This is a genomic window from Nocardioides sp. T5 (assembly GCF_048161455.1).
Lineage (GTDB): Bacteria > Actinomycetota > Actinomycetes > Propionibacteriales > Nocardioidaceae > Nocardioides.
In genome coordinates this window covers 4,115,634-4,134,414 of the sequence record NZ_CP182415.1, presented here as the reverse complement: position 1 = coordinate 4,134,414, position 18,781 = coordinate 4,115,634, and the positions used below count along the sequence as shown (strand labels likewise).

19 protein-coding genes are annotated in these 18,781 nt (G+C 71.4%); 8 read left to right on the top strand and 11 right to left on the bottom strand.

Going from position 1 to position 18,781, the window contains the following annotated elements:
• Nucleotides 1-73: 73 nt before the first annotated feature.
• Nucleotides 74-832: a DedA family protein gene (locus ACNKF0_RS20235; protein ID WP_299931295.1), complete on the bottom strand. Its 759-nt coding sequence runs from the start codon at nucleotides 830-832 to the stop codon at nucleotides 74-76.
• Nucleotides 833-869: 37 nt separating this feature from the next.
• Here ACNKF0_RS20235 and ACNKF0_RS20230 point away from each other — a divergent pair, with 37 nt between their 5' ends.
• A complete protein-coding gene (locus ACNKF0_RS20230; protein WP_416954593.1) occupies nucleotides 870-1,562 on the top strand; it encodes a TrmH family RNA methyltransferase in 693 nt (230 codons plus the stop codon).
• Nucleotides 1,563-1,730: 168 nt separating this feature from the next.
• Here the strand turns inward: ACNKF0_RS20230 and ACNKF0_RS20225 are convergent, their stop codons facing one another.
• Together ACNKF0_RS20225 and ACNKF0_RS20220 are read right to left on the bottom strand one after the other, a co-directional pair.
• A complete protein-coding gene (locus tag ACNKF0_RS20225) occupies nucleotides 1,731-2,222 on the bottom strand; it encodes a SigE family RNA polymerase sigma factor (RefSeq protein ID WP_416954592.1) in 492 nt (163 codons plus the stop codon).
• The gene (locus ACNKF0_RS20220) at nucleotides 2,219-3,142 is read right to left on the bottom strand and encodes a hypothetical protein (RefSeq protein ID WP_416954591.1); all 924 of its coding nucleotides are present in this window, start codon (nucleotides 3,140-3,142) and stop codon (nucleotides 2,219-2,221) included. The genes ACNKF0_RS20225 and ACNKF0_RS20220 overlap by 4 nt, the downstream gene beginning before the upstream one ends.
• 181 nt (nucleotides 3,143-3,323) lie before the next feature.
• On the opposite strand from ACNKF0_RS20220, the gene fbaA reads away from it, so the two are divergent.
• Nucleotides 3,324-4,358: a class II fructose-bisphosphate aldolase gene (gene fbaA, locus ACNKF0_RS20215; RefSeq protein WP_416954590.1), complete on the top strand. Its 1,035-nt coding sequence runs from the start codon at nucleotides 3,324-3,326 to the stop codon at nucleotides 4,356-4,358.
• A 209-nt stretch (nucleotides 4,359-4,567) separates the two neighbouring features.
• On the opposite strand, the gene ACNKF0_RS20210 is transcribed toward fbaA, so the two are convergent.
• From ACNKF0_RS20210 to ACNKF0_RS20190, 5 genes are all read right to left on the bottom strand, one after another.
• Entirely contained in the window at nucleotides 4,568-5,557 is a 990-nt protein-coding gene (locus ACNKF0_RS20210; RefSeq protein ID WP_416954589.1) for a type IV toxin-antitoxin system AbiEi family antitoxin domain-containing protein, read from the bottom strand.
• 236 nt (nucleotides 5,558-5,793) lie between these two features.
• Nucleotides 5,794-7,536: a monocarboxylate uptake permease MctP gene (gene mctP / locus ACNKF0_RS20205; protein ID WP_416954588.1), complete on the bottom strand. Its 1,743-nt coding sequence runs from the start codon at nucleotides 7,534-7,536 to the stop codon at nucleotides 5,794-5,796.
• Nucleotides 7,533-7,820, bottom strand: coding sequence for a DUF3311 domain-containing protein (locus ACNKF0_RS20200; protein WP_416954587.1), 288 nt, complete (start codon nucleotides 7,818-7,820; stop codon nucleotides 7,533-7,535). The genes mctP and ACNKF0_RS20200 overlap by 4 nt, the downstream gene beginning before the upstream one ends.
• Nucleotides 7,821-7,904: 84 nt before the next feature.
• A complete protein-coding gene (locus ACNKF0_RS20195; RefSeq protein WP_416954586.1) occupies nucleotides 7,905-8,645 on the bottom strand; it encodes a YoaK family protein in 741 nt (246 codons plus the stop codon).
• A gap of 47 nt (nucleotides 8,646-8,692) precedes the next feature.
• A complete protein-coding gene (locus tag ACNKF0_RS20190; protein WP_416954585.1) occupies nucleotides 8,693-9,118 on the bottom strand; it encodes a DUF3151 domain-containing protein in 426 nt (141 codons plus the stop codon).
• A gap of 37 nt (nucleotides 9,119-9,155) precedes the next feature.
• Here ACNKF0_RS20190 and ACNKF0_RS20185 point away from each other — a divergent pair, with 37 nt between their 5' ends.
• Nucleotides 9,156-9,620: an acyl-CoA thioesterase gene (locus ACNKF0_RS20185; protein ID WP_416954584.1), complete on the top strand. Its 465-nt coding sequence runs from the start codon at nucleotides 9,156-9,158 to the stop codon at nucleotides 9,618-9,620.
• Between the two features lie 56 nt (nucleotides 9,621-9,676).
• Here ACNKF0_RS20185 and ACNKF0_RS20180 read toward each other — a convergent pair whose 3' ends face one another.
• The gene (locus tag ACNKF0_RS20180; protein ID WP_416954583.1) at nucleotides 9,677-10,192 is read right to left on the bottom strand and encodes a hypothetical protein; all 516 of its coding nucleotides are present in this window, start codon (nucleotides 10,190-10,192) and stop codon (nucleotides 9,677-9,679) included.
• Nucleotides 10,193-10,293: 101 nt separating this feature from the next.
• On the bottom strand, nucleotides 10,294-12,021 hold the full coding sequence (gene lysS, locus ACNKF0_RS20175; protein ID WP_416954582.1) for a lysine--tRNA ligase: 1,728 nt from the start codon (nucleotides 12,019-12,021) through the stop codon (nucleotides 10,294-10,296).
• 199 nt (nucleotides 12,022-12,220) lie between these two features.
• Between lysS and ACNKF0_RS20170 the strand changes: the two genes are divergently transcribed.
• Complete coding sequence (locus ACNKF0_RS20170) at nucleotides 12,221-13,210, top strand: DNA-binding response regulator (RefSeq protein WP_416954581.1); 990 nt, start codon at nucleotides 12,221-12,223, stop codon at nucleotides 13,208-13,210.
• Between the two features lie 12 nt (nucleotides 13,211-13,222).
• On the opposite strand, the gene ACNKF0_RS20165 is transcribed toward ACNKF0_RS20170, so the two are convergent.
• Nucleotides 13,223-14,137 carry a diacylglycerol/lipid kinase family protein gene (locus ACNKF0_RS20165; RefSeq protein ID WP_299931134.1) on the bottom strand — a complete coding sequence of 305 codons (915 nt, stop codon included), beginning with the start codon at nucleotides 14,135-14,137 and terminating at the stop codon, nucleotides 13,223-13,225.
• 120 nt (nucleotides 14,138-14,257) lie between these two features.
• On the opposite strand from ACNKF0_RS20165, the gene ACNKF0_RS20160 reads away from it, so the two are divergent.
• The 4 genes from ACNKF0_RS20160 to purB are packed head-to-tail and all read left to right on the top strand — an operon-like array spanning nucleotide 14,258 to nucleotide 18,777.
• Nucleotides 14,258-15,541: an adenylosuccinate synthase gene (locus ACNKF0_RS20160; protein WP_299931133.1), complete on the top strand. Its 1,284-nt coding sequence runs from the start codon at nucleotides 14,258-14,260 to the stop codon at nucleotides 15,539-15,541.
• Nucleotides 15,538-16,806 carry a phosphoribosylamine--glycine ligase gene (gene purD / locus ACNKF0_RS20155; protein WP_416954580.1) on the top strand — a complete coding sequence of 423 codons (1,269 nt, stop codon included), beginning with the start codon at nucleotides 15,538-15,540 and terminating at the stop codon, nucleotides 16,804-16,806. Before ACNKF0_RS20160 ends, purD begins: the two co-directional genes overlap by 4 nt.
• Nucleotides 16,799-17,362 carry a DUF402 domain-containing protein gene (locus ACNKF0_RS20150; RefSeq protein WP_416954579.1) on the top strand — a complete coding sequence of 188 codons (564 nt, stop codon included), beginning with the start codon at nucleotides 16,799-16,801 and terminating at the stop codon, nucleotides 17,360-17,362. The genes purD and ACNKF0_RS20150 overlap by 8 nt, the downstream gene beginning before the upstream one ends.
• Nucleotides 17,341-18,777, top strand: coding sequence for an adenylosuccinate lyase (purB, locus tag ACNKF0_RS20145; RefSeq protein WP_416954578.1), 1,437 nt, complete (start codon nucleotides 17,341-17,343; stop codon nucleotides 18,775-18,777). Before ACNKF0_RS20150 ends, purB begins: the two co-directional genes overlap by 22 nt.
• Nucleotides 18,778-18,781 lie beyond the last annotated feature (4 nt).

Below are 18,781 nucleotides of genomic sequence, written 5' to 3'. Positions count from 1 at the left end.
GACGGGGGGTGAGCCACGCAGGTTCTGAGCCGCCGGAACCTGCCTCACGCACCGCCCCGGCGGCGTACGTCGCTCAGTCGAGGTCGCGGCCCGTGATGTCGCGGTCGGGCCCACCGTCCTGCGGGCCGACCTCGGCGCCGGGGGCGTTGGTGCGCTTGTGGCGCCACCACTCGACGACGATCGGGATCACCGAGAACGCCACGATCACGATGATCAGCTTGTCGATGCTCTCGCCGAGGGTGGGGAACGCGTCGCCGAGGAAGAAGCCGAGCAGGCAGATCGACATCACCCACAGCACGGCGCCGACCAGGCTCCACAGGAAGAACCGGTGCCGCTCCATCCGGGTCACGCCGGCCACGACGGTGATGTAGGTCCGCACGAACGGCACGAACCGGCCGATGACGAGCGCCTTGTTGCCGTGGCGGTCGAAGAAGGCGGTGGTCTGGTCGAAGTACTTGCGCTTGACGATGCGGCCGTCGCGCTCGTAGAGCGGCGGGCCGATCTTGCGCCCGATCTCGTAGCCGACCACGTTGCCGAGGAAGGCGGCGACCATCAGCGCGGCCATCGCGATCATCAGCTCGACGATGGGCGGGCCCGGGAACAGGTCGAGCTGGCCCGTGGCGATGAAGAGGCCCAGGGCGAACAGGAGCGTGTCGCCGGGGAGGATCGGGAAGAACAGCCCGCACTCGACGAAGACGATGACCATGCTGATCCAGAACAGCGCGGTGCCGAAGCGGTCGAGCAGCCAGTTGGGGTCCATCCACTCGATGCCGAGCAGCATCGGATCGAAGCCCGAGGCAGCGATGGTCTGCAGGTCCCACAAGGCGCTCACGCGCGCCACCCTAGAACGCGCACCTAGCATTCCCCGCATGCACGAGCAGCAGGAGCGGGCGCCCTACGACCCGATGCCGCACGGTCCGCCGGAGGTGGGCGTGGGCCCGTGGGAGGGTCCGTGGCCCGAGGGCGCGCAGTGGGATCCCGAGCTGCTCCGCGACGGTGATCGCCGCAACGTGGTGGACCGCTACCGCTACTGGACGATGGAGGCGATCGTCGCCGACCTCGACACCCGCCGGCACGGTTTCCACGTCGCCATCGAGAACTGGCAGCACGACTTCAACATCGGCACGATCGTGCGCACCGCCAACGCCTTCCTCGCCGCCGAGGTGCACATCGTCGGCAACCGGCGGTGGAACCGCCGCGGCGCGATGGTGACCGACCGCTACCAGCACGTCCGGCACCACCCGGACGCCGCCGCACTGGCGGCGTACCTCCACGCGATCCCCGCAGAGCGGGGCGGCCCGGTGCGGCTGCTGGGCATCGACAACCTGCCCGGCTCGCTCCACCTCGAGACGATGGAGCTGCCGCGGCGGGTGTGCTTCCTCTTCGGGCAAGAAGGGCCGGGGCTCTCGGAGTCGGCGCGCGAGGTGTGCGACGGCACCTTCTCCATCGCCCAGTTCGGCTCGACGCGCTCGATCAACGCCAGCTCGGCCGCGGCGATCGCGATGCACAGCTGGGTGCGGTCGTACGCCGACCTGGCCGGCGACGACGCCTGGCGCGGCTGAGGCTCCCCGGGTGCCCCGACCGAGCCCGGGATGTCCCCACGGCACCCCGGACCCGGCTCCTCCCCAGGTCTGGTCGAGATGTACGTCAACCTAGGCCTGACGAGGGGGGAACGCCAGCCCCGAGGGGGTGGAACCACCCGCCCCTGCGCCTGTCAGCGGTGGGGCGTGTCAGCGGTGCGGCGCGAGGACTGCCTCGAGCGCTGCGAGGCCGCGGCTGCTGTGGCTCTTGACGGTGCCCTCGTTGATGCCGAGCTCGCTCGCCGTCTCCCGCACCGAGAGCCCGAGCCAGTGACGCAGCACGACCACCTTGCGCTGCTGCTCGGGCAGGCCCTGCAGCGCGTCGAAGAGCGCCGAACGCTCCTCGACCGGCGTCGGCTCGGGGGCACCCCGGTCGGGCAGGTCGTCGGTCGGACGTTCGCGGCGCCACGGGCGGCGGGACTCGTCGATGTTGGCGCGGACCATGATCTGCCGGCAGTAGGCCACCTCGTTGCCCTGCTTCTGGATGCGCGGCCAGGCGACGTAGAGCTTGGTGAGCGCGGTCTGCAGCAGGTCGTCGGCCTGGTGCCAGTCGCCGCACAGCGCGTAGGCGATGCGCCGCAGGTGCGTCTGGCGGGCGGCGACGAACTCGCTGAACGCCGCGTCGCGGTCGGTGCCCCTCATCGCATGCCCTCGCCGGAGGCGTACTGCTGGCGGGCCCAGGTGAGGAAGGCGTCGAGGGAGTCGAAGGAGCCCGGTCCGGAGATCACGTCGAGGCGACCGTCCACGACCCGGTAGGCGACGTGCTCAGGTCGTCCGGCGACCAGCATCCGCGCCGCCCCGGTCCGGTCAGCGCCGAGGGCGAAGCTGTCGCCCAGGTCGACGTCCACCCGCACCTCCAGGAGCACGTTGCCCTCCGTGGCTGTCACCAGTCCGCGGTCGTCGAGCCGCAGCCACGTGCCGGGGTCGGTCGAGTCGGCGGAGGCTGGCGCCCCTGTCACACCGTTGGCCCGGTCCAGGCCCTGCTGGAGCTGCACCTTGGCGGCCAGCCATCCGGTGAAGTCACCCGAGGCACTGTTGGTGTGGGTCGACACGCTGCCGTCCGCGGTCGTGGCGATGAGCGAGTACTGCTCGACACCCTGGTAGACGACGCGCAGGCCGACGGACGCTCCCTGGACAGGCGTGTAGTCCATGGGGTTCGGCACCCGCTGGAGGATCCGGTCGGTGAGGGGCGAGATCTTCAGCGTCCCGTCGGGCTCGATGATCGCCGGGTTGCCGGTGAACTCCTCCTCGACGCTCATCGAGGGGACCGATCGCGGTCGGTCGCGGTCGCGGGTGCGGTCCTCCTTCGCGTCGGTCCTCTCGTCCTGCTGGGGTGCGGGGCCCGACGTGGCGATCGGAGCGTCACCGCGGACGGAGGGATCGGGTGCGACGGCCCACGCGGTGCCGCCGCCGATGACGACGGCGGCCGCGAGGACGACCGCGGTCGCGCGCCGGCGGCGTACGGCCGTGCGTCCTGCGGCGACGTAGTGCCCGGGTGGCAGGTCGTGCCCGGTGCCGAACGAGCTGTCGAGCTCGTGCTGCCAGTCGATGTCGGTGCTCATGCTGCGTTCCCCCTGCGGGTGAGTGTTCCACCCGTGGAGACGGAGGGGCCGCGGCGTCGGTTGTCACCCCTTGCTGGCACCCGATCGATCAGGTGATGAGACGACCGGTCGGCCCGGGTCGGACTCGCGGGTAGCCACTAGGGTGGGAGCGCCTGCCTGACCGCTTCAGAGGAGATCTCAGATGCCCATCGCCACGCCCGAGGTGTACGCCCAGATGCTGGACGCCGCGAAGGAGAAGTCCTTCGCCTACCCGGCCATCAACGTGTCGTCCTCCCAGACCCTCAACGCCGCGCTCAAGGGCTTCGCCGACGCCGGCTCCGACGGCATCATCCAGGTCTCGACCGGTGGCGCGGAGTACCTCTCCGGCCCGTCGGTGAAGGACATGGTGACCGGCTCCGTCGCGTTCGCCGCCTACGCCGCCGAGGTCGCGAAGAACTACCCGGTCAACATCGCGCTCCACACCGACCACTGCCCCAAGGACAAGCTCGACGGCTTCGTCCGCCCGCTGCTCGACATCTCCGCCGAGCGGGTCGCGCGCGGCGAGGCGCCGCTGTTCCAGTCGCACATGTGGGACGGCTCGGCCGTGCCGCTGGACGAGAACCTCCAGATCGCCGAGGAGCTGCTCGCCAAGTGCGCGGCGGCCAACATCATCCTCGAGATCGAGGTGGGCGTCGTCGGCGGCGAGGAGGACGGTGTCGCCAACGAGATCAACGACCAGCTCTACACGACGCCCGAGGACGCCATCGCCACCGTCAAGGCGCTCGGCGCCGGTGAGCGCGGCCGCTACATGACCGCCCTGACCTTCGGCAACGTGCACGGCGTCTACAAGCCCGGCAACGTCAAGCTGCGCCCGGAGATCCTGAAGTCCGCGCAGGAGGCGGCCGCCTCCGAGCTCGGCCTCGGCTCCGACGCCCGCCCCTTCGACCTCGTCTTCCACGGCGGTTCCGGCTCGACCGCGCAGGAGATCAGCGACGCCGTCGACTTCGGCGTGGTGAAGATGAACGTCGACACCGACACCCAGTACGCCTTCAGCCGCCCCGTCGCGGCCCACATGTTCGCCCACTACGACGGCGTGCTGAAGGTCGACGGCGAGGTCGGCAACAAGAAGCAGTACGACCCCCGCGCCTGGGGCAAGGCCGCCGAGGCCGGCATGGCCGCCCGCATCGTCGAGGCCTGCGAGAACCTCCGCTCCGCTGGGACCGCGCTCGGCCGCTGACCCTGCGGCGGTGGTCCGACGGCCCGGTCCGGATCCCCTGGTCCCGACTGCCACGCCCCGTCCTGGTCCCCCGGTAACGGGTTGAAAAGTGCACTCCCGCCCCCACCAGTGGGGGCGGGAGTGCTGCTTTCGACCCGTTACCTGTCTGGGCGCAGGGGCAGGTGCAGGGGCAGCGCGGGCGCAGGAGGCTCGGCGGACGCAGGTCGCCGTCAGGCGCCCGGGACCCGGGCTGACCGCGGCAGCAGGTAGGGCGCCAGGTCGTCGATCGAGGTCCCGAAGCGGCGGCACGTGTCGTCGTACTCCCGGCCCAACCGGCGCAGAGCGGCGCGGCGGCCGGCGAAGCAGTCGTGCACGGTGATGCGCGAGGCGCCGAGCTTGAAGCCAGAGAGGAAGTCCTGACGCTTCTTCTCCTCCAGCAGGGCGCGCTCCGGATCCTCGTCGTACTTCAGCAGGCCGTCCGCCTCGAAGAGGTGACGACCGACGCGGATGTCGCACCACGCCTCCCGGTTCCCGTCGGTGAGACCGAACTGGGTCTGCGGCGTCCCGATGCACATCTCGATCACCAGGCCGCGCGCCAGCGACTCCAGGTAGCTCTCGGCGCCGGGGTCGGCGAGGTGAATGGCGCGGTCGACGAGCCGCTTGTGGGGCCAGCCCTGCATCAGCTCGGCGGCCCGCTCGAGGTCGGCGCGTTGCACGCCGCGCCGCAGAGCGGCGTCGCATGCGGCCATCCCGGGCCACAGCCCGTGCAACCGAGCCATGTCGAGTGCCGTTCGAGCCGGTTCGGTGACGAGCAAGCCGTCGACCCGCACTACCTGGTCGCGACCGAGGGGCGCCCCGTGAAGGATGATCCCGCCGCTCGTCCGGGTCGCCCTGCGGTTGACCCTGGCGATGTGTGGCGGGCTCGTGCGCGCATCGGGCACGCCGAGGCGGTGGACGATGGCGGCCGAGTCGTGGGTGAAGACAGGCTCGGCGTCGACGGAGAGGACCACTGCCCTCAACCGCAGCAGCGGCGCTTCGCGGAAGGGCTCGGCCGCGGTGTACGCCTCGCCGTCGGCGTACACGCCCTTGCGCAGTCGTGCCCACTCGCCGCTAGCCACCAGGTGAGCCACGTCGCGTGCGTCGAGGCCGGCGGCCAGTGCCTGCTGATGGGTGATGAGCCCGTGCTGTGCGCGAGCCGGTCCATAGCCCTGGAGATCCATGGGGAGAGCCTCGGAGCTGCGGGAGCCGTGAGCGACTGCGTGGCGCCTCGCCTGTGGAGAAGGCCTCGGGGTGCCGGCCTGTGGACGTCTGCTGGCGCGCCCCGACGGCGGCCTGTCCCCGGGTAACTGCCCGATATGAGCACTCCCGCCCCCATCGGTGGGGGCGGGAGTGCTCTTTTCGACCAGTTACCGGGGCCGCGGGCGTGCTCGGCGTGCGGCGTTGCGGGCGTACGACGTCAGCGCGCCGGCGCGTTGCCCGGGATGTCGTCCGGGTCGCCGTAGGCGGACTCGTGCGAGCCGTGCTCGGCGAGGTCCTTCTGCACGCGCGGGTCGTCGGCGTCGGCGAAGTAGTCGAACGCGATGGTCTCGTCCGCGCCGTTGGACACCTTCATGGCGTTGAGGAGCGCGCTGATCGCGATGGCCAGCACCACGTTGATCGCGAACGCCGTCACCGCGATGTAGCCCATCCGCTCCATGCCCGGGATGAGGGCGAGCGAGCCACCGAAGTGCTTGCCGGTGACCGGGTTGACGACCTGGTAGGCCTCGATGGTGCCGTAGAGCATGCCGACCGCCCAGCCCACGAGCAGGCCGTAGCGGTGGAACCATCGGGTGAACAGGCTGAACACCACGGCGGGGAAGGTCTGGAGGATCCAGATGCCGCCGAGGAGCTGGAAGTTGATGGCGTTCTGCTTGTCGAGCGTGAGCACGAAGACCAGCGCGAACGCCTTCACCAGCAGCGACATCAGCTTGGAGACCTTCGCCTCCTGCGCCGGGGTGGCGTCCTTCTTGAGCCACTCCTTGTAGATGTTGCGGCTGAAGGTGTTCGCCGCCGCGATCGACATGATCGCCGCCGGCACCAGCGCACCGATCGCGATCGCGGCGAACGCGACACCGGCGAACCACGACGGGAACATGTCCTCGAACAGCTGGGGGATCACCAGCTGCGCGTTGGCCTCGCCGTCCAGGCCGATCGGCTGCGTGCCGGCGGCGATCGCGACCCAGCCGAGCAGGGCCAGCAGGCCCAGCACGAACGAGTACGCCGGCAGGATCGCGGCGTTGCGACGGACGGTGTTGCGTGCGTTCGACGACAGCGACGCGGTGACCGAGTGGGGATACATGAACAGCGCCATCGCCGAGCCGAGCGCGAGCGTGGCATAAGCCCAGAAGGCCCCGGAGCCGGGGACGAACGACGACGTCGGCGGGAGCCCGGCCTCGATCGCGGCTGCGTTGTTGGCGTCCATCTTGTCCTCGGCGGCGCCGAAGATCGCCTCCCAGCCGCCGACCTGGCCGGGCAGGTAGATGACCGCGACGATGATGACGAGGTAGATCAGGATGTCCTTCACGAACGCGATGACCGCGGGCGCCCGGAGGCCGCTGGAGTAGGTGTAGGCCGCGAGCAGCGCGAAGGCGATGAAGAGCGGCGCGTCCTTGGCGATGATGTTGTCGCCGCCGCCGAGCCCGGCGACCTCGAGCACCGCCTGGATGCCGACGAGCTGCAGCGCGATGTAGGGCATCGTCGCCACGAAGCCGGTGATCGCCACGGCGAGCGACAGTCCGCGGTCGTCGTACCTCCCGCGGACGAAGTCGGCGGTCGTGACGTAGCCGTGGCGGTGGCTGACCGACCACAGCCGCGCCATGAAGATGAAGATGATCGGGTAGAGGATGATCGTGTAGGGGACGGCGAAGAAGCCGGCCACGGCGCCGGTGGCGAACATCGCCGCCGGCACGGCCACGAAGGTGTACGCCGTGTAGAGGTCGCCGCCGAGCAGGAACCACGTGATCCACGTGCCGAACTTGCGACCGCCCAGGCCCCACTCGTCGAGCGACTCCATGGAGTCGGCGCGCATGAACCTGCTGGCCATGAAGCCGGCGATGGTGACCAGCCCGAAGAGGGCGATCAGGACGGCGAGGGCGACGCCGTTGATGCCGCCGGTGTCGGCGGCGGCTGAGACCTGGCTGACGGTGACGTGCGGCGTCATCGGTCCTCACCCACCTTGTGGGTGGTCAGGCCCCGCGCCGAGAGCGTGAGCTTGTAGGCCGCCCAGGTCAGCCCCGAGCAGAGGAAGACCCAGAGGAACTGGTACCAGAAGAAGAAGGGGAAGCCGAAGAGCCTCGGCTCGACCTTCGCGTAGTGCGGCACCCAGAGGAGCACGACGATCGGGATGGCGAGCAGGACGGCGGCCAGCGCCATCTTGCCCTTGTCGGTGGGGGGTACGCCCGGGTCGTCAGGGCGCGTCTGAGGAGGTGTGTTCCCGGAATTCACCCGCGCGACCTTACTCGCGCGGTGACGGTCGTCACCCCTCCGTCGGGGTGGCTCGACCAGCGGTCGGTCTGCCGCGACGAGCGGTCAGGGCGAGGCGCGCCGGTGACGGCGTACGTCGGCGGCCAGCGGCGCCGCGGCCGCGGCGAGCAGCACCAGGGCGAGCGGGACCAGGGCGCCGAAGCCGAGCTCCAGGTACCCGATCGCCCCGAGGGCCCCGCCGCCGAAGAACAGCCCCACCAGGAGAGCGAGGACGCCGAGCTTGCCCGGATCGGGCACCACCGGCGGCAGGCCGGGCGTGCGCGAGACGTAGGCCAGCTTGCCGAGCTCGATCCCGATGTCGGTGATCATTCCCGTGACGTGGGTGGTGCGGATCTGCGCACCCGAGATCTTGGTGATGATGGCGTTCTGCATGCCCATGGTGAAGCACAGCACGGCCACGAACACCAGGTCGCGGTGACGCCAGGAGAACCCCTCGGCCAGCAGGCCGAACAGCAGGACCAGGAGCGCTTCGAGGACGAGCACGTTGGCGTAGCGGCCTCGTAGCTCACGACGACGGCCCCAGTTGAACAGGATCGCGCACGCCGCGGCACCCGCCACGAACGTGGCGATGCCCAGGAGGCCGGTGAGGACGATCGCGCCGCCGCCGAGGACCAGGTGGTCCGCGACGGTGGCCGTCAGCCCGGTCATGTGCGAGGTGTAGACCGAGACCGCGACGAAGCCGACGGAGTTGAGCACACCTGCGTTGAGCGCCAGCAGTGCCGCGAGCTGCACGTTGTGGCGCGGGGACCGCACCGGGCCCGCAACGGTCAGGAGGTAGGCCCTCACTCGCCGCCGTGCCGTCACCGCGTCAGTCCCAGCCCTGCGAGGCAGGGTCAGGCCAGCAGCTCGTCGGCAGCGGCCGGGCTGGAGTCGCGCAGGAAGGTCGCGCAGCGCTCCCACTCGTCGGTCTCGCCGATCGCCCGGGCGGCGAGCGCGAGGAGGGCGAGCGAGCGCAGGAAGCCGCGGTTGGGCTCGTGCTCCCACGGCACGGGGCCGTGGCCCTTCCACCCGTTGCGGCGCAGCCGGTCGAGCGAGCGGTGGTAGCCGACGCGTGCGTAGGCGTAGACGGTCACGTCGTCGGCGCCCGCCTCCTGGGCCTGGCGCGCCATCGCTGCCCAGGCGGCCGGGGAGTCCGGGTGACGTCGTACGACGGCGGCGGGGGCGTCCCCGCCGGCGAGCTCGGTGTCGGCGGGGTCGGCGGGCAGGTGGGTGGGCGGGGGACCGGCCATCAGGTCGCCGCCGAAGGAACCGGAGGTCATGGACCAACCCTAGGTGGGCGTCCGACAGACTTCCCCCATGGGCCAGACGTTCACGACCGAGATCCAGGCGCGCTACCGCGACATCAACCTCGCCGGTCACGTGGACAACGTCGAGGCGGTCCGGGTGCTCGACGAGGCGCGCTACGAGTTCCTGCGGTTCGCACGCCTCCCGGGGCTCCCCGAGGGAGCGACCGGACTGCTCCACGGCACCGACGCAGGCGTGTCCGAGCTCGTCGCCTCGCAGACGATCGAGTACCACGCCGAGATGCGCTTCGTGCCCTACCAGCCCTTCCTCGCCTCGCTGTGGGTGTCGCGGGTCGGCCGCTCCTCCTTCACCGTCGCCGCCGAGCTGCGCGTCGAGATGGGCGGGGGACCGGCCGCGGTCTGGGAGTGCGTCAACGTGCTCTGGGACCACCACGCCCAGTCGGCGTGGACGATCAGCGACGCCGTCCGCGCCGACCTCGAGCACTACCTCGGCGAGCCCGTCGGCTTCCGCCGCTGACGACGACGTCGTACGCCGTCAACGCGTGCAGGCGCTGACGGCGCCGAGCGACGGCGTCAGCTGACGACGGCGCAGATCACGTCGATGCTCAAGGTGTCTGCTGCCGCCTCGTAGTTCCAGGCCTTGGCGATCGCCTTGGTCGTGCCGGCGTCGACGTCGACTGCGGTGCCGTCGAACGAGGCGGTCATGTGGGCCGCAGCGCTGAGCACCCTCTTGCCGGCTGGGCAGCTCGCCTCCACGGAAGCGCCTGCGCCGGCGGCGATGGGCACCGACGCGTTGACGAGCTGGTAGCCGGAGATCCCGGGGGTACCAGCCGGTCCGGTCGCGCCCTTCAGGTCGTCGACGGCCGAGTCGTCGAAGTCCTTGGTCTTGAGCGTTCCGTCCTTGATGTCCTTGGACTTCAGGTTGTCGTTCTTGATGTCCTTGGTGGTCACCGTGCCGTTCTTGATGTCGTTGCCGGTGATGACGAGGGCAGCGGTCGCTCCGCTGGTGGCCGAGATGGCGACCAGGACGCCGGCGATGGCGATGGTCGGGATGCTCCGACGGACGGAGCCGAGTGCGTTGGTGAACATGGTCTTCCTCCAGGGGGTCAGGGAGGTCTTCCATGCCACCACCGCCCGGGCCGGGCGGGAGAAAGGTAAAGAGATTTACCCGAATTTTCGGGTCGTCGTGCTCAGGCGCCGAGCAGCTGGCGCACCCTTGCGGGGCCGAGCGCCAGCACCAGCGTGGGCAGGCGCGGACCGCGGTCGGCGTCGACGAGGAGGTTGTAGAGCAGCCGGAAGAAGTCCTTCTGGTCGGCCTTGACCTCGTCGGTGGGGGCGTCGTCGAAGCCGAGGCCGCGGGCGACCTTGGGCGTCCCGTAGACCACGGCGGTGACCGACTCGAGGTCCGGCTCGGCCGGGAGCCGGTCCAGGAAGATCCGCAGCCACAGCTCCTCGTCCTCGCTGAGGGAGGCGAGCCGGTCGGTGTCCGGCGTCTCGCGGACGGTGGTGCGCTCGTCGGCGGGCACGTGCTCGACCGTCCACTGCATCGCCTTGGACAGTCGCGGCTCGAGGTCGGCGACCGAGTCGTGGGGGAAGCCCGAGGACTCGACGATGCGCGAGATGAGGTCGGCCGACCCGGCGGTCACGTCGGCGACCGACGACAGGGTGCGGAAGGGGACCGCCACGGCCGGCGTGGGCAGCCGTCCGGCGGCCGCCGTCTCGCTGGCGCGGTGCCAGGCCAGCGTCGCGACGTCGGCCTTGGCCGGGTCGGCGGCCTTGCGGCCGAGGGCGTCCCACTCGTCGTAGAGCCGCACGACGGACGCGCCGAAGTCGATGTCGAAGGCCTGGGTCGGTGCACGGCGGACGTAGAGCCAGCGCAGCATCGGGGACTCGAGGATGCGCAGTGCGTCGGCCGCGGTGGGGACGCCGCCGGCCGACGACGACATCTTCTGCACGCCGGCGAACCCGACGAAGGCGTAGATCACCCGGGCGGGCGCGCGCCAGTCGAAGATGGACGACACGATCTCGGTGCCGACGGTGTAGGACGAGCCGGGCGTCATGTGGTCGCGGCCGGCCGGCTCGAAGTTGACCTGCTCGTAGGCCCACCGCATCGGCCAGTCGACCTTCCACACGAGCTTGCCGTCGTTGTCGGTGGACAGGTCGGTCGTGCCCTCGTAGCCGCAGGAGGCGCAGGTGTAGGACAGCGTCGTGGTCGCGTCGTCGTACGCCGTCGTGGTGACGGTGTCGCGACCGCACTGGCGGCAGTAGGGGCGATAGGGGAAGCGGGCGACGGCGTCGGCGGACGACGCCGCGGCCGGGTCGCCCTCCTCGTCGTCCTCGTTGGCGACCGAGTCCGCGAGGTCGGCGGCCTCCTGCTCGGAGGCGTCGTCGGCGGGCGCGACCTTCTTGGTGCGGTGCTGCGCCAGCACCGCCTCGATCGCGTCGCGGCGGGAGACGGCCTCGAGGACCTGCTCCCGGTAGGCGCCGGAGGTGTACATCCGCGTCTGGGAGATCTCTTCCATCTCGACGCCGAGCTCGCGCAGCGACTCCTGGAGCGGTGCCTTGAAGTGCTCGGCCCAGCTGGCGTGGCACTCCCACGGGTCGGGCACGGCGCTCAGCGGGCGGCCGATGTGGTCGGCCCACTCGGCCGGGACGCCCGCCGGAACCTTGCGGAACCGGTCGAAGTCGTCCCACGAGTGGAGGTGGCGCACGGGCACGCCGCGGCGGCGCAGCTCCTCGGCGACGAAGTGGGGAGTGATGAACTCGCGCAGGTTTCCGAGGTGGATCGGTCCGCTGGGGGAGGCGCCCGACGCGACGGTCACGAGGTTGCCCTCGCCCGCGTGGCGTACGGCGTCGTCCGCCGCCCGCGTCACCCAGTCGACCGGATCGCCCTGGCGCTGTCGTCCACCTCGTGCCATGCGGGCAAGGCTATCGGGGGCCGGGACGGGTCCGACGACGGGCGCCGTGGGGCGCCGGAGCCGACCCCCGTGGCGGCTCCGACGCCTGCTCCGAAGAGCGGGACCAGCCGCACACCCCCGCGGCGACCGGCGACGACAGTATCGACTGGCCGCTCCCTGCCACAAGGATCCTGAGTGCCGGTGGCACTAAACTGCCAGCATGCCCGGCGACCCGTCCTCCGTCCTCGCAGCCCTGGGGCTCGACCGCCGGACCGAACAGCTCTACTTCCGGCTGGCCCCGGTCTCCGGCCACACGCTCGTGGGCGTGGCGCAGCTGGTCCAGGAGCGGCCCGACCAGCTGATGCGCGCGCTCGCCCCGCTCCTCGAGCGTGGGCTCGTCGTGCTCGCCGAGGACCGGATCGTCGTACCGTCGCTCGCCGAGGCCGTCTCGGACCTCGTGCTCCGGGAGGCACGCACCGCGGCCGCGTCGGCCACCAAGCTGGCCGAGCTCTCCAGCGCGGTGCCCCACCTGGTCGCCGCGGTGACCCGGCCCGACCCGGCCCACGTCACCGAGGTCCACCCGCTCGACGGCGAGCTGAGCTCCGGCGGCAACCCCCTGGAGCTCCTGCAGCTCATGATCCGCACCAGCCGCGGCGACATGCTCTGGCTGCGTCCCGACGCCTGGGCCATGCCGCGCGAGTCGAAGGTGAGCGAGGTGCTGGCCGAGGCGATGGCGACCGGTCGCCGCTCGCGTGCCATCTATCCCGCGCGGGCCTTGACCGAGGCCCCGGAGGCCCTGCGGGTGCGTGCCGGCCTCGGCGAGCAGGTACGGATCATCTCCGAGGTGCCCACCCGCATGTTCGTCCTCGGCGACTCCCACGCCGTGCTGCCGGAGCCGATCGGCTTCGCCGACGAGCCGAGGGTGCACGTTCGGCAGCGCTCGATCGTCGCGGCGCTCACGATGTGGTTCGAGTCGCTGTGGGACCGGGCCGCGCCCATGCCCGAGACCGAGGCCGGCCGGATGAGCCCCGACGGCCGGCAGTTCCTGCTGGAGCAGCTGATGGCCGGGGCCACCGACGAGGTCATCGCGCGCAAGCTGGGCATCGGCCTGCGCACCGTCCGGCGACGCGTCGCCGCGCTGATGACCGAGCTCGGCGTCGACACCCGCTTCCAGGCCGGCGTCGAGGCGGTCCGGCGCGGCTGGCTCTAGGCAGCGGCAGGATCAGCGCGGCAGGATCATCGAGTACGCCGCCCGCTCGAGGCGCCAGCTGCGGCTGCGCTCGGGGCCGGAGATCTCACCGTCGGCCGACAGCCAGAACTCGTCGCCGCTCACCTTGACCGACGTGCCGCGCAGGGAGACCACGTCGTCGCGCTGCTCGTGCTCGCCCTTGCGCAACCGCAGGACGTAGCCGAACTTGGCGCTCGGCTTCACCGCCCGGCTGATCATCACGTCGAGCAGCCCGTCCTCGGTGTCGGCGTCGGGGTTGAGCTCGGTGCCGCCGCCGACGTTGCCGCCGTTGCCGATGGCCACCATCAGCACCGGCCGGTCGACGTCGTTGACGACCCTGCCGTCGAGCTCGATGCGCAGGCGCCAGCTGGGCGGGTGGAAGGCCGACAGCACGGCGCCGATGGGGTAGCCGAGCTTGCCGAGGTTGACCTTGCCGACCCCGACGGACCCCAGCCGGGTCTTCCACTTCGCGCCCTTGCGGCTGGCCTGCGCGCCCACGCCGACGTGCACGTTGTTGACGACGACGTTGCCGGTCTCGTCGAGGATGAGGTCGACCTCACGGGGCTCGCCGGTCAGGACGAGCGCGGCCGCGTCGGCGATCTCGAGGGGGATGTCGTTGCCACGGGCGAAGTCGTTGCCGGTGCCCATCGGGAGCAGCGCGAGGGTCGTCTGGTCGAGCTCGCGGCGCTTGTGCAGCGCGGTCACGACGGCGTGCATGCTGCCGTCGCCGCCGGCCACCACGACCGTACGACCGCCGGCGCGGTGGAGGACACCGTCGAGCTCGCCGGGGTTGGACGTCTTGGCGACCTCCACCGATGCCTCCTCGCGGAGGACGGCGAGGGCCTCGGCGAGCCGCTCCTCGTCGGAGGTGCCGGCGTCGGCGTTGGTGATGACCAGCAGGGAGCGCACGTCCGGACCCTAGCCGACGGGTGTGCGGTAGCGTGGCGTCGCAAGAGCCCCGGCGCCTTGTGCCGGGGTTGTGTCGTTTCCACGTGCTCTGACCGCCGAATGACCAGAGGGAGGGCTGAGATGCCCGCGATCGTCGTGCTCGGTGCCCAGTGGGGTGACGAGGGCAAGGGCAAGGCCACCGACCTGCTGGCCACCACGGACCCGATCGACTTCGTGGTCCGCACCAGCGGGGGCCACAACGCCGGCCACACCATCGTGATCGACGGTGAGAAGTACGCCACCCACCTGCTGCCCAGCGGCATCCTCACGCCGGGGGCCACCTCGGTGATCGCCAACGGGGTGGTGGTCTCGCCCGAGGCGCTCTTCCGCGAGCTCGACGGGCTCCTCGCGCGCGGGGTGGAGGTCGCCGACCTCAAGGTCAGCGCCAACGCCCACGTGATCGCGAGCTACCACGCCACGATCGACAAGGTCACCGAGCGCTTCCTCGGCAAGAACCAGATCGGCACCACCGGTCGCGGCATCGGCCCGGCCTACGCCGACAAGATCAACCGTGTCGGCGTACGCATCGCCGACCTCTTCGACGAGAAGATCCTGCGCGAGAAGATCGACGCCGCGCTCGACGTGCGCAACCACCTGCTGACGAAGGTCTACAACCGGCGCGCCATCGAGGTCGACGCGGTCGTCGAGGAGCTGCTGTCCTACGCCGACCGGCTCCAGCCGATGGTGTGCGACACCTCGCTGCTGCTCAACCAGGCGCTCGACGCCGGTCAGACGGTCCTCTTCGAGGGCGCCCAGGCCACGATGCTCGACGTCGACCACGGCACGTACCCGTTCGTCACGTCCTCCAACCCCGTCGCCGGCGGGGTGTGCGTCGGCGCCGGCATCGGCCCCACCCGCATCGACCGGGTGATCGGCGTGATCAAGGCCTACACGACCCGCGTCGGCTCCGGCCCGTTCCCGACCGAGCTCTTCGACGAGGACGGCATCCAGCTGCAGACCCTCGGCGGCGAGATCGGCGTCTCCACCGGTCGCACGCGCCGCTGCGGCTGGTACGACGCCGTCGTGGCGCGCTACGCCAGTCGGGTCAACGGCCTCACGGAGTTCTTCCTCACCAAGCTCGACATCCTCGGCGCGTGGGAGCAGATCCCGGTCTGCGTGGCCTACGAGATCGACGGCAAGCGGGTCGAGGAGATGCCGATGACCCAGACGGAGTTCCACCACGCCAAGCCCGTCTACGAGTTCTTCGACGGCTGGAAGAGCGACATCTCCGGCTGCCGCTCCTTCGACGAGCTGCCGAAGAACGCGCAGGCCTACGTCCAGGCCCTCGAGGAGATGTCGGGCGCGAAGATATGGGGCGTCGGCGTCGGCCCCGGCCGCGAGCAGACCGTGGTCGTGCACGGGTGAGGACCCTCGTCGTCGGCACCGGCGGCCGCGAGCACGCCCTCGCCCTCTCCCTCGCCGCCGACCCGGCGGTGACCGAGGTGCACGCCGCCCCCGGCAACCCCGGCATCGGTGAAGTCGCCACCCTGCACCCCGTCGACCCGATGGACGGGTCGGCCGTCGCCGCCCTCGCGGTGTCGATCGGCGCCGAGCTGGTCGTCGTCGGCCCCGAGGCGCCGCTCGTCGCCGGTGTCGGCGACGCCGTGCGCGCCGCCGGGGTCGCGGTCTTCGGCCCGTCCCGCGACGCCGCGAGGCTCGAGGGGTCGAAGGCCTTCTCCAAGGAGGTCATGGCCGCCGCCGGCGTGCCGACCGCCGGTTCCCGCACCTGCACGACGCCCGACGAGGTCGCCGCGGCGCTCGACGCCTTCGGGGCGCCCTACGTCGTCAAGGACGACGCGCTCGCCGCGGGCAAGGGCGTCGTCGTCACCACCGACCGCGACGAGGCGCTCGCCCATGCCGCGGGGTGCGGCCGGGTCGTGGTCGAGGAGTTCCTCGACGGGCCGGAGTTCTCCCTCTTCGTCGTCTGCGACGGCACCGTCGGGCGACCCCTGCTGCCGGCCCAGGACTTCAAGCGCATCTTCGACGGCGGCCGCGGCCCCAACACCGGCGGCATGGGGTCCTACGCCCCGCTGACCTGGCTGCCCGACGGCATCGTCGACGCCGTGATGGCCGACGTCGTCGCACCGACGCTGGCCGAGATGCAGCAGCGCGGGGCGCCCTTCGTCGGGTGCCTCTACGTCGGGCTCGCGCTGACCGCGGCCGGTCCGAAGGTCATCGAGTTCAACTGCCGCTTCGGCGACCCCGACGTGCAGCCGGTGCTCGCACTCCTCACCTCCCCGCTCGGCATCCTTCTGCGCGCCGCCGCCGACGGCGACCTGGCGGCTGTGCCGGCGCCGACCTTCGCCGAGGGCGCCTCGGTCTCGGTGGTGATGGCCAGTGCGGGCTACCCCGAGGGCTCCAGCGCCGGCGACGTCATCGTCGGCACCGAGACGCTCGCCGTCGAGGACGACGTCGACGTCATCCACGCCGGCACCGCGCGGACCGACGCGGGACTGGTGACCGCGGGCGGTCGGGTGCTCGCGGTCCGGGCGACCGGGTCCGACGTCGCCGACGCCCGCGCCAAGGCGTACGAGGGCATCTCCTCCATCAGCTTCCCCGGCGCCCAGTGGCGTCGCGACATCGCCGCCGAGCCCCTCGGGGTCGTCGAGGGTGCCGCCTCCCGTGACTGAGCCGTTCGCAGTCGGCTCCGACGTCCGGGTCCGCGAGGTGCTGCACGGTGCCGAGTGGGCGTCGTGGGACGAGCGCGTGGTCGGTGACGACGGCGTGGTGCTCGCGACCGTCAAGGTCGACGGCATCCCGATGGCCTTCCCCGCCCACCCGGTGCCGCACCCGTGGGGCCACCTCGACGCCTGGACCGGCACGACCGTGCTCAAGCTGCGGCGGACCGACGACTGGTACTCGGTGTGGAAGTTCTTCGACCACACCGGCTTCGTGTCCTGGTACGTCAACTTCGAGACCCCGGTCGTGCGCACCGCCGATGGCGTCGACGTCAACGACCTCCAGCTCGACATCGTGATCGCGCCCGACGGCGACTGGCGGTGGAAGGACGTGGAGCACCTTGCGCCGAGCATGTCCGCCGCCCGGATCACCGCGGACGAGCTGCTCGCCACCCTCGACGCGGAGGCCGAGGTCGCGGACCTCCTCGAGCGCGACGACCGCTGGTGGTCCGTGTGGGACGGCTGGTCACCTGCGGTCGGCGCCGGATGGGAGGATGGGTGCCCGTGAGCGTCCCCAACGTCCTGGCCACCCGCTACGCCGGCGCCGATCTCGCCGAGATCTGGTCGCCCGAGCACAAGATCGTCCTCGAGCGGCAGCTCTGGATCGCCGTGCTCAAGGCCCAGCGCGACCTCGGCATCGACGTGCCCGACGGCGTCGTCGAGGCCTACGAGTCGGTCGTCGACAAGGTCGACCTCGCCTCCATCGCCGCCCGTGAGCGCGTCACCCGCCACGACGTGAAGGCCCGCATCGAGGAGTTCTCCGCCCTCGCCGGGCACGAGCACATCCACAAGGGCATGACGTCGCGCGACCTCACCGAGAACGTCGAGCAGCTGCAGGTACGCCGCTCGCTCGAGGTCGTGCGCGACCGCGCCGTCGCCGCGCTGGTGCGGCTCGGCCGGCTCGCTGCCGAGCACGAGGCCACCGTGATGGCGGGGCGTTCGCACAACGTCGCCGCCCAGGCCACCACCCTCGGCAAGCGCTTCGCGACGATCGCCGACGAGATGCTCATCGCCGTCCAGCGCATCGAGGAGCTGCTCGCCCGCTACCCGCTGCGCGGCATCAAGGGCCCGATGGGCACCTCCCAGGACATGCTCGACCTCCTCGACGGGGACGCCGACCGGCTGGAGCAGCTCGAGGAGCGGGTCGCCGCCCACCTCGGCTTCGAGCAGGTGCTGACCAGCGTCGGCCAGGTCTATCCGCGCTCCCTCGACTTCGACGTCGTCGCCGCCCTGGTGCAGCTGGTGAGCGGTCCCTCCAACCTCGCCACGACGGTGCGGCTGATGGCCGGCCACGAGCTGGTGACCGAGGGCTTCAAGGAGGGCCAGGTCGGCTCGTCCGCGATGCCCCACAAGATGAACACCCGCTCCTGCGAGCGCGTCAACGGCCTCGCCGTCATCCTCCGCGGCCACCTGTCGATGGTCAGCGAGCTCGCCGGTGACCAGTGGAACGAGGGCGACGTCTCCTGCTCGGTCGTGCGCCGGGTCGCGCTGCCGGACGCGTTCTTCGCCACCGACGGCCTCTTCCAGACCTTCCTCACCGTGCTCGACGAGTTCGGTGCCTTCCCGGCGGTCATCCAGCGCGAGCTCGACCGCTACCTGCCGTTCCTCACCACGACCAAGGTGCTGATGGCCGCCGTCCGCAACGGCGTCGGGCGCGAGGCGGCCCACGAGGCGATCAAGGAGGCCGCCGTCGGCACCGCCCTCGCGATGCGCGCCGGCCAGGCCGACAACGACGTCTTCGCCAAGCTCGCCGCCGACGAGCGGCTCGGCCTGACCCGCGAGCAGATCGACGCGCTCGTCGCCGACCCCATCGAGTTCACCGGCGCGGCCGTGGCCCAGACCCGCGCGGTCGTCGCCCGGGTCGAGGCGCTCGCGGCCGCCCACCCCGGCGCGGCGGCGTACTCGCCGGGCGCGATCCTCTGACACC